Origin of the sequence: Emticicia sp. SJ17W-69 (assembly GCF_051209875.1) — a bacterium.
Taxonomy (GTDB): Bacteria; Bacteroidota; Bacteroidia; order Cytophagales; family Spirosomataceae; genus Emticicia.
The window spans coordinates 1-13921 of record NZ_JBNTQY010000002.1 but is presented as its reverse complement, the minus strand read 5'-3'; the positions used below and the strand labels follow the sequence as shown (position 1 = coordinate 13921).

Genomic DNA, 13921 nt, shown 5'->3' with positions numbered 1-13921 from the left:
ACAACCAAATTGGTTTATTATCGAACATGGCGGGTTATACTCGCCATTGTTTTTAATTTTATTTAAAAATGCTTATATTACTTATTATTGTTTTTGTAGTTGGTTATCTTGGGATTGTTCTTGAACATTCCATAAGTATCAATAAATCTTCATCAGCATTGCTCACAGGAGCATTAAGTTGGACTCTCGTTTCAATTATTATTGAGGATAAACATCTCGTAAATGAAGAATTAATGCACCATGTGGGCGAAATTGCAGGAATTGTATTTTTCTTAATGGGTGCAATGACAATTGTTGAATTGGTTGATACTTATCACGGATTTGACATAATTACAAGTAAAATCACCACTACTAATAAACGTACTCTGCTTTGGATAATTGCTGTCATTACATTCATTCTGTCGGCTATTTTAGACAATTTGACCACCACAATTGTGATGGTAACATTGCTTAAAAAGATGGTAGAAATCCGAAATACCCGCTTAATGTATGTGGGTTTGGTGGTCATTGCGGCTAATGCTGGCGGTGCATGGTCTCCAATGGGTGATGTAACAACTACAATGCTCTGGATTGGTGGACAATTATCTGCAACTCACGTAATGACCAGTCTATTTTTACCAAGTTTAGTTTGCTTAATTGTACCAACACTTATCATGAGTTTTCAAATAAAAGGCAAATTACCACCTCAATCATTAGAGGATAATAAAGGAAAGAATAGTGAGTTTGAAAGAAGATTGATACTTTTAATTGGAATTGGTGGTTTGGTATTTGTACCAGTTTTTAAGTATTTTACTCATCTTCCGCCTTTTGTTGGTATGTTGTTAGTTCTAGGAGTTTTATGGCTCATTACCGAATTACTCCTTAAAAATAAAGAAGAAGAGTATAAAGCAAAATTTTCAATCATGACTGCTTTAACCAAAATGGACTTACCAAGTCTGCTTTTCTTTGTGGGAATCCTCTTAGCTGTATTGAGCTTACAAACAGTTGGTGTTTTAGGTTCGTTAGCGTCGTGGCTTGATGGCAAGATCCAAAATGAAACATCGCTAGTAACACTTATTGGTTTATTATCCTCAATTATTGATAATGTCCCGTTAGTAGCTGCCGCCATCGGAATGTACCCATTAGCTAATTTTCCAACCGACCATTCATTTTGGGATTTACTCGCTTATTGTGCTGGTACTGGTGGTAGTACTTTAATCATTGGCTCAGCTGCAGGTGTTGCAGCTATGGGTATTGAAAGTATTCCATTTTTTTGGTATTTACGTCGCATTTCTTTACTAGCCCTATTAGGTTATTTTGCTGGGATATTGGTTTACATAATTCAAAACTAAAGTTTAATCTACCTCATTTTGATTGACTAAATACCGATTGAAGGTAGATTTATATCAGAAGAGAATCAAACAGAATGTTTAATAAAAAAATTAAGTCTTTTATCAGAAGAAAAATCCTTAATAAACCGCTTGATAAGTGGGACTATTTCTATGCAAGCAATAGAGGAGAGAACAATAATTCAGCTACCCTGATAAGAAATAATGTTATCTCAACTTACATCCAACATCTTAAACCAAACGCTAAAATCCTTGATGTTGGTTGTGGAAGCGGTAAACTTCTTAACAGTATCAATCATTTGAATTATGATAGCTATTTAGGCATTGATATTTCAAGTATAGCCATTAATCTTGCCCAAGAAAATGAAATTAGTAAAAGGAATAATACCCAATTTGAGGTTGCTGATATGATGGAGTTCAGCACACGAACTCAATATGATATTATCATTTTCAATGAAACAATTTATTACACGCCAAGTGCAGATATTATTTTAAAAATTTACAGAATGTTTTTAGACTCAAATGGGATATTTATTGTCAGTTTGATTCAGAATGAATACACATTTGATATTTATAAGCAAATAATAGGGTCTGGTTTTAGAATTATTGATGAAACGGTTGTTCAAAATTCAAAAAATAAACATTGCGTCATTGTGATTAGTGGTTCGTAAAAAATTCTTTAAATCACTCTTACAACTCACAATATTGGTAAACCACAATCAACTTGATTAGCCATGAAAATAAACAATATATTTTTTCAGATTTAAGACCAAAACCGCATTATGATTGAAAGTTTATTTAAAAAGGGAATATTTGTAATTCATGCACTCAAGGGATATGAGTACCATGAAAAAAGGATTATTGAGTTATTTGCTAAAAATGACATGTCTTTTGAGTTTGTTACCAATGGAGACCCTATTTATTTGAACGACGATGTTCTTGGTAAATATTTTGTCTCGAACATTAAATCTAAATTGTCAGTTGGTGTAGTTTCTTGTACATTGAATCATATTTATGCACTGGAAAGAATTCTGGCTGAAAATCTAGAATATGGCTTAATCTTTGAAAATGATCCTTTCTTTTTAGGGAATTTCACAGAAAAATTAAAAAAAGTTCTCAAGGAAATGGAAACCCTTGAGAAAGGATTTATCATCTCATTAGAAAATACCTCATTTCTACAACCTTCTTTTTGGGATATAGTAAAAGGCAAATATTTATATCAAGCCTCCAAATGCAGACAGACTGGAGCTTACCTCATTGATAGAAAAGGAGCTTTAAATATTCTTAATGACCTAAAAGTAAACAAATGCAATAAAGTTGTTGATTGGTGGCATGATGAGCTTATTGCGAGAAATGTAATTAAAATGTATTGGGCTTATCCTTCATTAGTTGAAGAAGGCTCACATAATGGGCACTTAAGTTCTACTATTTCATCACAAAATCGTAGTAGATACAGACGTTTTGCTTGGAATGTCCAAAAAATTTATAAAATGTATATCAGGAGGCTATTTCCGAGTAAGTTTTTGATAAAAGATAAATAAGTTATACTTGGCAACTTTCACAATACTTTATTTTGCAACATAAGAGTTTTTTTTTAAGAATTATTTCAAATAATGTTTATCTATAAACATTGCATGCCTAATATCCAGATTTAGTTTTAAAAATAGCGGTACAATCCATGCATTAAATCCACACAATAATCCACCCACTTGATTCGTGGTTATTCAAACAAAATATTGAAAAAAGATCAAACGAAATCTATAAATTAGTATTTCAAAAATAGGTAGGCTTTTCGAGTAAGTTTTTTAGTTTTCGTTTAATCATTTAGGAATAAGAAAAAAATTAAAGTATTGTCAACTTCTTTTTTATAATTTAACTTCATCAGGAAGCTTTGGATCTAAAAACAATTTAAACATGAAAACCAACAAATCAGTAATTGAAAAGGAATTTACTCAAAATCCAAATCAAAATGTGTCAACAGTGGATCCTGTAAGTCAAAAAGAATTTAAAAATTTTCAAATTGATTTGGATTATATAGTCAAAAATTGTAACCAAATAATTATGATTGGTATTAGCGAGAACACAGATGTTACGTCGGTTTATGAGTCTTCGATGGGCATTTCAGACTCTGAAAAATTGGCAGCCCTTCAGTTTCAGGTTGAAGTTTTAAAGAAACAGCTAAACCTTTAGAATCAATCTTAATCCGTATAAGACAATTATCAAGTTGCTTCTTAATAATCTGCATAGTTTTATTACTTAAATATTCATTATAAACTTTTGTACTTTTCATTTCCTTAAATTTCGTATGCTACGAGGATAGCTTGACAGTTTCGGTTTAAGCCGAATTTACAGGTTTTCTAATCACATTAGAAAACCTTATTTTTTTATACGGATACCACCTAAGTCTTTGACTACCAATAGATTGATGAGCCTGCTTAGGTGTTCGATAATCTAATGAGGCATGGGGTCGGTAATCATTATAAGTCTTGATTACTTTTTCAATTTCCTCCAAAGCCTCACAAAAAGATATAAATCCCTTCACATTAAAATCCTCTTTTAAAGTACGATTCAGGCGTTCAGCCATCGAATTTTCATTGGGTTCGGCCGCTGAACACATACTAATTTTCACATTTGCATCCCTCAATAAATCCACATTTGCCCACGAGCAGTACTGTACACCTCTATCAGAATGGTGGATTAATTGTGTGGCTTTAGTGCGGGACAGTAACGCCATTTTTAGTGCTAAAACAGGACCTTTAGCATCCAACTTTTTTTGTAGACTCCAACCAACAATTTTTCAAGAAAAAGCGTCCATAATCAATGATAAATAAGCAAAGCCACGACCACACGAGAGATAAGACTGGGCGTCCCCGTCATCTCGGATACCCACAACACTTCAGTTTCTGTTGGAATAATATCTTTTACTAAATTTGGATACTTTTTCAAGCAGTGGTCAGAATTGGTTGTAACCACTCTACGACCTTTCCTTTTGACCAATAAACCCTCTTTTTTTAGTAAATAATGTATCTTATCTCGACCCATTTTAATGAAATGAGACGACAGAAAAGGCTTTAAAAGCTCATACAATTTAGCCGTGCCAATACCAGGTATTCGCTTACGAATAGCCAAGATTTCAGCCAAAACAGCATCAAATTCAAACGAAACCTTTTCTTTCTGCTTGATAGCCGCATACCAAGCCTGACGACTAAACTCAAACAACGAACAGAGCAAACTCATACCCAGCAATGGGTAACGACAAGTTAGCTTTTCAACTGTTTGGGTGCGAACTTTTTTTTGATGGAAATATTCATCGTTTCTTCGGCCACATCGACTAAAGTTTCCCACGCAACAGCCTTCAATTGGAAGAATTCTTTTTCTTTTTCAAGCAACTTGATTTTTGCTTCAAGTTCTTTGATTCGTGCAATGTCTGATTTCATTTTCTTAGTTTTTTTAGATTTAAGAAGGGGTAAAATTCGATGCTTAAAATACCATCTGTTCAGATGTCGAACACGCTTAAAATCCATCTGTAAACCAGTCTTCAATTCAGTAGAAGAGACCAGTCCAGCACGGTAACTTTCTACTACTTTTTGTAAGTAGGGTATGAAGTTACGATTTTTTTTATTTCTTTGTAAGTCCTTGATTATCATATATTTAAGTCATATATGTCAAGTCAATTTAGTAGCATATGTTTTGTTATATAATTTATCTTATGTTAAATATAAGATATAATATTCACCTACTTTATTTACCTGTCGATTCTGCGACACTAAATCACCCAACATACGTTATTCGGCCTAAGTCAAAAAACACTTCTCTTAATGAATTAGTGTCTCATTTATATACACTTACACTCGACACATTAACCGTCATAAGATTAGATTCTATGGACAGGCAATAAAAAAAATTTATAGCATTACCATTTGATGCTTTTCTCAACGCAAAAGTCCTTTGCTAATCCTTTCAGCAACGCTTTGCTTGTGCTAAAAGCACCCTAATTTTCCGCTCAAAGCGAAAAATTTGTTTAGCAAACTTTTGCTGCAACACCTCCCCTACTCAGGCTTTGCATTTGACTATAATTAGAAAAGTGTATTCTTATCAAACCAAGAAAAAAAAGTTATAAGTATTAAAAAATACTTAAATAAACTTGTTTTTTATTTATATTTTTCGTAATTTTATACCATAATGAAACAGGGAATTAGCCCCCTAAAATTGGCTATCAATTCAAATAATTTATAAGAAATGAACAAAGCAGTTTTAATTGGAAATGTTGGAAACGTCCCCGAAATCAAAACACTTGAAAGCGGCTCAAAAGTTGTATCATTAAGTATTGCTACAAATGAAAGCTACACGAACAAAGCAGGTGAAAAGGTCGAACAAACGGAATGGCATCGCATTGAAGCGTGGAATTATCTTGCCACAGCAATAGAACATTACGTTAAAAAAGGCGACCGTATTTATCTTGAAGGCAAAATAGGCACTCAACGTTGGACAGACGACCAAGGCTATGAACGTAATTCTACCAAAATTAGAGCCTCACGCATTGAGTTTTTAGGGTATCGCAGAGAACAAATTTTAAATGAAGAGTCGAAGCAAACCAAAACGACAGGTAATAAAAAGGCAAAGAAAGAACCTGCAAAAGTTGTTTTTGAGGCTGATAAAGACGATTTACCTTTCTAAATAAATCTCTTTTTTATCAAAAATTACTTATTTTAACTTGTTTTTTATTAAATATTTCAGTAAATTTATAATATAATCAAACAGGGAAATAGCCCCCTTTAATTGGCTAATCAATTCAAATAATTTATAAAAACATGACAAATCCAAAAAAAATCGAGAACGACAAACCAACTGACAAAGTAGAAGAAGTTGCCCAAGAAACCAACGAGGTAACGGTTATCACTCAACCCGAACCCAATGCCTTGCAATTAGTGAGTAGAAAAACTGCCAATGATGTTTTTGAGAAGTTGGAACAGGGAAACCGAATGCGTGAGGGATTCAACAAATTTAAAGAACGAGTTGAAATGTGCGAAAAGTTTGCAAGTGGTTATAATAACGAAGCCTTGACAATGACCATCAAAAATGCAGGCACAGGAGCAGAACTCGAAATTCAGCACATTAGCCTAATATTAGAGTTTATCGAGGACAAACTTGTCAAAGCAGGTAAAAACCACCTCCGACAATTAGAGGAACAAATCGTAAATTTTGCACTCTAAACCCTACAAACAACGCCCATTTAATCGGTGGGCGTTGTTCAACCAAATATCAAATAATTTATAAAAACAATAATTGAAATGGAAGTTACAGAACAAATCAACATACTCAATTGGGAAGTTGAAGAAAGACCAATTTTTGCAAACGGCTTAAAAATTACAGGTTATAAAGGCTTATTTCGTGGTAATTCTGATAACTTATTAAGTATCCAAAAATCAAGCTACACCCCCACCCCAAACAGCCGTTTTATAGAAGTTGCCGAAAAACTAAATGACATTACAGGTTTCCCAATAAAGAACTATTATGACATTGACGGAGGAAAGAAAACACTTGCTTTTTTAGAATGTACCGAACCAATCCAAGTTTGCGGGCATGAATTTAAAGATTATTTGATGCTTGGAAATAGTTTTGATGGTAGCACAGGATTTTTCATTGGTAATAGTTCTATGATGGTTCGTTGTTCGAATCGTTTTTCAAAAAACTTTCGTCAATTACAAGTAATGCACACTAAAAACAACAGCCAACGCATTGACGACCTTTGCAAAACATTCGATATGTTTATGAATCAGCGGAAAAAACTATTCACACAAATGGAAACTTTTGAGCAAGTAAAAGTTGATGATTCCATAAAAAAAGCATTAGTTGAACGTCTAACTCGAATGACAGAAGAAGAAAAATTAGGGACGGATATTTCGACAAGGAAAAGTAATATTATTGCACAAATCAACAATTCGATAGAAACGGAGTGCCGAGCATTGGGAAATAATTCGTTTGGTTTATTCCAAGGTATTACCCACTACACAACCCATGTAAAACAGTCAAAAAACGGCATTTTTGGCAATCCTTTTGGCTCATTGAATGATATGAACCAAACCGCCTATAAGTTCTGTAATGAGCTTGTTTTGAGCTAAAAAAAATCGGCTTGCATCGCCTATCAGCGATGCAAGCATTAAATCAAGGAATTGTTGTTCGCTTTGCCCATCGCAAGGCTTAGGACTGATTTTGAAAAAAATCGGTTTGCACCACCTTTAAGGGTGGTGCAAACCGATAAAAAGGTAGTACAATTAAGTTTATTAGTTTAACTTTGTGGAACGTTTCCTCATGCTGAGTGACCGTTCCACAATTTTTATTTTTCACCTAATGAAAGGCAAAAAGAATGATTATGCAGCTACATTCTACAATAATGAAGAAAAAGTGTTGCATCTTGGTTTTGTGCATGATACAAAAAAAGCGGTTCAATGGGTAAATAATCAAGGAATTATTTGGACTCATGGCAACGTTTATGACCGTCGAACTCGTGAGTTTATCACGAGGATTTACCCCGATAATATCAAATAATAAATGAGAAAGTTTGAAAATATACTAAACGATTATAATGCTACCAAGCAAAAAATTCAAGATAGAATAAAAGTAACTGACTTTGAAATTAGGGATATTGCCAAAAGGTTAGATGTGTCGGTTTCAACTGCTTACTCAAAGCTGAATGGGGGAGATATAATGATTCATAAAGACTTTTTAGTGTTGGCAGATTTGCTCAATATTGATAAAAAACCAATCGTTGAATACTATACATTCTTAGAATCTTTCTCAAAATTTATCGAAGAAAATAAATTATTTAAACAGCTCTATTTTTTAGGAATCATTGATAAAGATAATATTGGTATCAAAAAACGCTTCAAAAATCCATTAGTCTGGAAACCTGAAGAAGTAAAAGCTATACTCAATCAGTTAAAAGCCGATTTAAAAGTAAGTCCATTACAAGAAATATTTTTAGATTAATAGGGCGTTCCTTCCAGGCGGGCTTTCGTAACTCAATCTTTAGCGGCTTTGCCAGATAAAGGATTTCATACAATTTACTCAATCCCAAACGCTTTAATTGGTCTTGCTTTCGTTAATTTCTATTCCTAATAAAGTTGCTTCATTCCTGATTGATTGAGCAACATAACCAACTGGATTAGTCTGAGAACTATATAATCCATGCTCTAATCCCCTATCTAACTCTATGAATTTTCTGAGTAAGCTGGTATTTTTTAAAATAGCATCTTTCAATCCTTCATTAAAGTTATATTCATCTACCAGTTTGGCTACTATTCTTCTTTGCTCATGAAAATCAAGTTCAGATAAAGATTCAAAATCAGATTCAACCAATCCGTAGGCAATTTCTTTTTTGGTCTTAATCGTAAACTGAAGTTCAACAACTTTTTTGCCTATTTTTTTTGATGGTATGTACTCCATCATTATGCCAACCTTGCTTTCTAACTCCTTTTGTGCAGGTCCCAATACAAACCTTTTAACATCAAAATTTTCGTACTTTATAGGAAAATCCAAAATATGTTGTAATTCTTTTAAGGTATAAGTAAATACTCGCTCTCTCCTACCCAAGTGTAATGAAATGATTTCATACATTCGTTGAGCATAAATGCTTTCTAATTCTAAAAAAACATTTAATTGATACTTTGTATATTCTTTTCCAAGCTCTTTAAATAATGGTACAACTTTATCATAGATAGTTACTTCCAAAAGCCCACTACGGTTTAGATTATATGAAACCTCTGGAAACGGAACAACATAGCGAAATTCATCTTTAAAATCGACATTGCACTCTATCACTTTCTTTACCAGTGATTGTGCAGCTTCTTGAATTTTAGCATAAGGAACATATTTAGCCACTTCTACCAATGGAATCTCCAAAGTCAAGTTTCCAGTCTGTTGTTCAGTATGATTTATCTGATTCACAATGAAAGCAAATATCTTTTTTTCAATTGAAGTATAAGCTTGTTTTGCCAGTGTCAATCTATTTGGTTGGTAATTATTTTTACGAGGCTGATATTTTTTATCCATTTTCTCAATTATTGAAACTAAAAATTGCAATTTACGCAACTAAAGCCGATTTATGAAAACAATTACTCGGTTTAATTTATACATTTCTCGGTGTTACTCAATGTAACATCTATCGGAACAAATCAAAAGTATTCAAATAAAGCTATTAAAGACATAGAATACGACACTTTTTAAGCAATTTCAAGTGCTTTTAGAGTATAATATTTCTCGGTTTTCTATTATAACATTTCTCGGTTTTCCTATTTTAGGCACAAAAACAGTCAAAAATAAGTATAATATTTCTCGGTTTTCTGTTTAAATCAAGTATAATATTTCTCGGTTTTCAAATATAACCAAGTATAACATTTCTCGGTTTTGAGTATAATATTTCTCGGTTTACACTATACTATTTCTCGGTTTTAGTGCTGCATAAAGTATAACATTTCTCGGTTTATACTGTAACATTTCTCGGTTTACGAGTTATCCACATTAAATTAATTATATATTCCAAGCACTTTTAGCATTATAACTCTTCGCAAAGTGCAATTTTTATTTCTCCGAAATCATATCAAATATTTCTTTGATAAACATTTTAAATTATTTGATAATCAATGTGGATATGTTTAAAACTGTGATTCTCGAAAGATAAAGTTGTGAGGACAGTTCTTTTCGAGAAAGAGAGAAGAAAAAAATCAAATTGTTTCAAAAAAGGGAAAAGGGGGGCGGCGGGCGGCCGCACTTTTCCACAATTATGGTTTACGCATTTACTTGCTTCAAAATCTCCTTTTTAATATTCTTAATCTCTGAAATTAAACTATCACAATCTTCGGGTGTACTCAAATACGATTTAAGTACATTTAAAACTTTTTCTTTCGGTTCAGTTTCTTTCTTAACCGTTTTGATTTCAGTTTCCGAAATAAGTTGTTGTACTTTTTGGTTGGCAACATCAATATCCTTGATTTTTCCAACTTCAATAATATCAGTTTTCTTCAATGAAGACTTTCCTTGCAAAACCTGATTCTTAATATCAGTTGGCAAAAGTTCAATACCTTTGGCAAAGTCAGCATCTCGTCTAATTGTCTTCTCCCCTACGTTAAATTCTTTGGCCAATTGCTCTGATAATTTTTCTTTTTTACCGTGGTGGTCACTTTGACCACTACGGGTTTCGATGCTCTCAGAATCTTCATTATCTCCGTGGTGGTCAAAGTGACCACTACGGTTATTTTCGGTTTTAAACTTACCAGTTTTATCTCTGGTCAAGTCTAAATTTTCTCTTTCTTGCTTCAAAGCCAAGTACTTCATTCCACGTAAATAAGCCATTTGCTCAATTGACAAATTACGACGACCTAACTGATGGTCAATCATAAAATCTTGGGCTTGTTCGAGGCTTGGAATTTCAATCAAGTTTATTCTGAAATCAAGATTAAACTTTTGACAAATCTCATGTCGATTATGGCCATCAACTAGCACATAACACAATTCGTTAGGTGTCGCTGAAGTTGGCTCAATGATTCCTTTCTTAGTTTCCCAAACAATCAAAGGGTCTTTACAGCCAAACTGTAATATATTTTGCTCAAGTTGAGTCCTTTCGTCTGGGGCTAATGGTGGAATAAACTTTTTGAGTATCTCTAAAACTATGAGTTCTTTTTTGATTTTTTCATCTTGCGAATACATTGATTTAGGCAAATCAGCATTAATCATAGCATTCATAAAATTATTCTTTGCCATTTTTTTAATTCATTAGATGGTCATAAATTCTTTTGCTAACTCCATATATTGCAATGCAGGTATTGATTTTGGGGCGTAAGAAAATAAATCTTTCTGTGCCACTTGAGACTGTTGGATAATAGTCGCTCTTTCTATCGAGACATTGAAAACAGGAATATGCTTGTACTGCTCTTTTACGAAATCAATCATATTTTTGTGAACTAAGGTATTTGATACCATTGTAAACAAAATACCCTTTACAACGAGAGTATTATTAACGTGCTGTCTGATTTCGTAAATTCTATTAAATAAATTCTCGACGCCATAGAAAGCATAAGCTTCTGGCTGTAATGGCACAATGCACATATCAGAAGCTACCAAAGCGTTTGTGGTAAAAATATTTAAAGCAGGTGGGCAATCTATCAAGATAAAATCGAATCTATCGCTGATTTCGTTCAGTTTGTTTCTTAATCTCTTTTCATTTCCAATTGAGTTAACCAAATCGGTTTCTCGATAAGCCATCTTAATATTCGATGGTGAAAGGTAGAAATTTTCAGCGACTTCAATGATTGGTAAATCTTTATTATCAAGAATAGCATCAATCACTTGTTCTTCGGGTGCGTATATACCGAAACACTGAGAGGTGTTTCCCTGAGAGTCGAAATCTATTAGAAGTACCTTAAAACCCGATACTGCAAGAGCTTTTCCCAAATTGATAGTAGATGTTGTTTTTCCTACTCCACCTTTGTGATTGACCATCGAAATAATTTTCGCTTTCGAGAATAACTCATCGGCATAGCCATAATCTCTTAAAATTGGCTCTAATAAATTACAATGTTTTTCATTGAGCGTAAGTGTACCTTGCAAAGCCTTATGTAGTGTCTTCTTAGGTAGGTTTGCTTCTTTCTCCAACTGGGTAAGATTCAAAGCAGATTTCTGTTTAATGAATTTTAGGACTTTATCTGGACTAATCATGTGACTAAATTTTTAACAAATATAAGGGAAAAATTTAGCCTGATTAAATTTTTAAAGTACTTTTTTTATCTTTTTTGCATAAAGAAAAATGCCTCCCAAAAGAAGGCATTTTTACTGATTCAAATAATTTATAAAAAATCGTTATACATCGTTTTACGTTGTTATACGATGTGATGTTCTCACAACTTTATCTTTCGGGATACTATTTCTCTAACAAAATTACACCTTTTCGAGTAAATTTTAAACTTTCTTTAGGTACAAAATAAACGCTATCTTTCACTATAACAATTTTACTCAACCTTTCTAAGTTTTCAAACTTAGCGTTTTGTGTACTTTTGAATACCCAACCCCACCAAAGAATAATGACCGTAACGCAAATTATCAGAATTGGAATGGCATAAATACTCAGATTACCAATAAAAGCAGTTTTCGGATTATCGTATTGAATACTTTTTATACTATTTCTGATATTGTGGGTCAATTCAGAATTAATCTTTGATGATTCTGTAAGACTTTGATGAACTACATTTTCTAAATTTTCAGTTGCGATGAATAGCGGAATCAAACTTTCATCAATCGACGATTCAGGTAGTTGGTATTTTTGACCGAATCTATATTTTAGTTCGTTTATTTCCACCATTACTCCAATATTTTCTGAACTTGTTCTAAACCTTTTTTGTAAGTCAAACGCCCAGCGAAGTTCAGACTTGATGGGTCTTTTTGTTCGGTTATTAATCGAATGACATCTCTCGCACTTTCAGACTCGCCCAAACCTCCGAATTTTTTAAATTCAATTCCAGCATTTGTTAGTGCGTTAGCTCCCTGCTCGATGGATTCTAAACCTCCGAAAGTGCCTTCATTCATTAATGCTACAAAAGGAATCGCATCGGATATTACAACCTTCATTGCATTGTAATATCGTAAGCAACTGATAAGAGCATCTCTGCCAGCAATGATAATAAAGATACGCAGTTCGATACCTAAATCTTTTAATTCATCCGAAAGCCCTTTGGCTGAAATATCGAATTCTAATAAACGCCTGAACTCTTCACTTTCAGAAGCTCCGAAATCAATGAACCAATTATCTGTTTTGGTTTCTGCCAATGTTTCAAAGAGGTTTAAGATTTTTTCTCTCTCTAACTTTTTGTTTTCATTCAAAATCTTGAAATGACGAACCCGACTCTCTCCTACTATCGAACCTAGACGAGTGGCACTTGTTTCGGTTGACTCATCGAGGTCGATGAATGCAGTTTTATTCTCTTTTTCTACCTGTGCAATAAACCACAGAAATAGAGATTTACCAACCCCTCCTTTTGACTGTAAAACCAAATTTACTCTTTTCATAAAATATCGCTTAATTGTGAATTGCAAAAATAAAAACAAAAAATTCGATATTTGAGAAAATAAATTTCAAATTTTACATATTATTCAAATCAAAATCAGATTTTTTGCTTTTACCATAGATTTGGTCATAAAGATTTTGCTCAGCGGGGGTTTCTTTAAATATCTGAGAGCTATTTGAAACTGGTACGTTTGGTGCGTTGGTATGGTAGCGTTTTTTCAGATTTTCCATTTGCTTTTCTGTGAATGTGAAACCTAAGTCTTTACTAATCAAATCGGCTAAAAACTGATTAGAATGAATCTTTTGAAAGAGGTCAAAATATTCTTGGTAGAGTAATTTACCCCAGTAACGTTTGTTTTCTTTGATAAGGCTAAGAATGATAGTTTTTGTGTCCATATAAGAAGTAATAAGGAGGGTTAAAAAGTTTTAAAGAGTTATAAGCAAATATAAGAAGGGTTTAGGAGTGTTTAAAAGGATTAAGAAGGAATAAGCTTTTATTTCCGAATAAAAGTTGGCGGTGTGTGTGGAGCAAGGGGGA

Annotated in this window: 18 protein-coding genes; 9 read left to right on the top strand and 9 right to left on the bottom strand. The window is 33.2% G+C overall.

Annotation, left to right across the window (positions count from 1 at the left end):
• The first annotated feature begins 68 nt into the window (after positions 1 to 68).
• The 4 genes from nhaD to ACQUQZ_RS23890 all read left to right on the top strand — a co-directional run bounded on the left by nhaD (position 69) and on the right by ACQUQZ_RS23890 (position 3518).
• Positions 69 to 1331, top strand: a complete 1263-nt coding sequence (nhaD, locus tag ACQUQZ_RS23905; protein WP_435357700.1) for a sodium:proton antiporter NhaD — start codon at positions 69 to 71, stop codon at positions 1329 to 1331.
• Between the two features lie 74 nt (positions 1332 to 1405).
• Positions 1406 to 1999 carry a class I SAM-dependent methyltransferase gene (locus ACQUQZ_RS23900; RefSeq protein ID WP_435357699.1) on the top strand — a complete coding sequence of 198 codons (594 nt, stop codon included), beginning with the start codon at positions 1406 to 1408 and terminating at the stop codon, positions 1997 to 1999.
• A gap of 111 nt (positions 2000 to 2110) precedes the next feature.
• Positions 2111 to 2869 carry a glycosyltransferase family 25 protein gene (locus ACQUQZ_RS23895; protein ID WP_435357698.1) on the top strand — a complete coding sequence of 253 codons (759 nt, stop codon included), beginning with the start codon at positions 2111 to 2113 and terminating at the stop codon, positions 2867 to 2869.
• Between the two features lie 373 nt (positions 2870 to 3242).
• Entirely contained in the window at positions 3243 to 3518 is a 276-nt protein-coding gene (locus ACQUQZ_RS23890; RefSeq protein ID WP_435357697.1) for a hypothetical protein, read from the top strand.
• A 145-nt stretch (positions 3519 to 3663) separates the two neighbouring features.
• On the opposite strand, the gene ACQUQZ_RS23885 is transcribed toward ACQUQZ_RS23890, so the two are convergent.
• The 3 genes from ACQUQZ_RS23885 to ACQUQZ_RS23875 form a co-directional block, all read right to left on the bottom strand.
• Positions 3664 to 4062, bottom strand: a complete 399-nt coding sequence (locus ACQUQZ_RS23885; protein ID WP_435357696.1) for a transposase — start codon at positions 4060 to 4062, stop codon at positions 3664 to 3666.
• An 83-nt stretch (positions 4063 to 4145) separates the two neighbouring features.
• Entirely contained in the window at positions 4146 to 4565 is a 420-nt protein-coding gene (locus tag ACQUQZ_RS23880) for a hypothetical protein (protein ID WP_435357695.1), read from the bottom strand.
• Positions 4566 to 4588: 23 nt separating this feature from the next.
• Positions 4589 to 4975 carry a hypothetical protein gene (locus tag ACQUQZ_RS23875; protein ID WP_435357694.1) on the bottom strand — a complete coding sequence of 129 codons (387 nt, stop codon included), beginning with the start codon at positions 4973 to 4975 and terminating at the stop codon, positions 4589 to 4591.
• Positions 4976 to 5567: 592 nt separating this feature from the next.
• Here ACQUQZ_RS23875 and ACQUQZ_RS23870 point away from each other — a divergent pair.
• The 5 genes from ACQUQZ_RS23870 (at position 5568) to ACQUQZ_RS23850 (ending at position 8318) form a co-directional block, all read left to right on the top strand.
• On the top strand, positions 5568 to 6005 hold the full coding sequence (locus ACQUQZ_RS23870) for a single-stranded DNA-binding protein (RefSeq protein ID WP_435357693.1): 438 nt from the start codon (positions 5568 to 5570) through the stop codon (positions 6003 to 6005).
• 134 nt (positions 6006 to 6139) lie between these two features.
• Positions 6140 to 6541, top strand: a complete 402-nt coding sequence (locus ACQUQZ_RS23865) for a hypothetical protein (RefSeq protein ID WP_435357692.1) — start codon at positions 6140 to 6142, stop codon at positions 6539 to 6541.
• A 78-nt stretch (positions 6542 to 6619) separates the two neighbouring features.
• Positions 6620 to 7450 (top strand): DUF932 domain-containing protein, encoded by an 831-nt coding sequence (locus ACQUQZ_RS23860; RefSeq protein WP_435357691.1) that lies wholly within the window; start codon positions 6620 to 6622, stop codon positions 7448 to 7450.
• A gap of 175 nt (positions 7451 to 7625) precedes the next feature.
• The gene (locus tag ACQUQZ_RS23855) at positions 7626 to 7877 is read left to right on the top strand and encodes a hypothetical protein (RefSeq protein WP_435357690.1); all 252 of its coding nucleotides are present in this window, start codon (positions 7626 to 7628) and stop codon (positions 7875 to 7877) included.
• Positions 7878 to 7880: 3 nt separating this feature from the next.
• The gene (locus ACQUQZ_RS23850) at positions 7881 to 8318 is read left to right on the top strand and encodes a hypothetical protein (RefSeq protein ID WP_435357689.1); all 438 of its coding nucleotides are present in this window, start codon (positions 7881 to 7883) and stop codon (positions 8316 to 8318) included.
• A gap of 93 nt (positions 8319 to 8411) precedes the next feature.
• Here ACQUQZ_RS23850 and ACQUQZ_RS23845 read toward each other — a convergent pair whose 3' ends face one another.
• The 6 genes from ACQUQZ_RS23845 to ACQUQZ_RS23820 all read right to left on the bottom strand — a co-directional run bounded on the left by ACQUQZ_RS23845 (position 8412) and on the right by ACQUQZ_RS23820 (position 13779).
• Positions 8412 to 9380: a replication initiation protein gene (locus tag ACQUQZ_RS23845; RefSeq protein ID WP_435357688.1), complete on the bottom strand. Its 969-nt coding sequence runs from the start codon at positions 9378 to 9380 to the stop codon at positions 8412 to 8414.
• Positions 9381 to 10115: 735 nt separating this feature from the next.
• Positions 10116 to 11087, bottom strand: a complete 972-nt coding sequence (locus ACQUQZ_RS23840) for a hypothetical protein (protein ID WP_435357687.1) — start codon at positions 11085 to 11087, stop codon at positions 10116 to 10118.
• Between the two features lie 12 nt (positions 11088 to 11099).
• Positions 11100 to 12041, bottom strand: coding sequence for a ParA family protein (locus tag ACQUQZ_RS23835; RefSeq protein ID WP_435357686.1), 942 nt, complete (start codon positions 12039 to 12041; stop codon positions 11100 to 11102).
• A 202-nt stretch (positions 12042 to 12243) separates the two neighbouring features.
• Positions 12244 to 12681: a hypothetical protein gene (locus ACQUQZ_RS23830; protein WP_435357685.1), complete on the bottom strand. Its 438-nt coding sequence runs from the start codon at positions 12679 to 12681 to the stop codon at positions 12244 to 12246.
• Positions 12681 to 13385: a hypothetical protein gene (locus ACQUQZ_RS23825; protein ID WP_435357684.1), complete on the bottom strand. Its 705-nt coding sequence runs from the start codon at positions 13383 to 13385 to the stop codon at positions 12681 to 12683. Before ACQUQZ_RS23825 ends, ACQUQZ_RS23830 begins: the two co-directional genes overlap by 1 nt.
• A gap of 73 nt (positions 13386 to 13458) precedes the next feature.
• Positions 13459 to 13779 carry a hypothetical protein gene (locus ACQUQZ_RS23820; protein WP_435357683.1) on the bottom strand — a complete coding sequence of 107 codons (321 nt, stop codon included), beginning with the start codon at positions 13777 to 13779 and terminating at the stop codon, positions 13459 to 13461.
• Between the last annotated feature and the right edge of the window lie 142 nt (positions 13780 to 13921).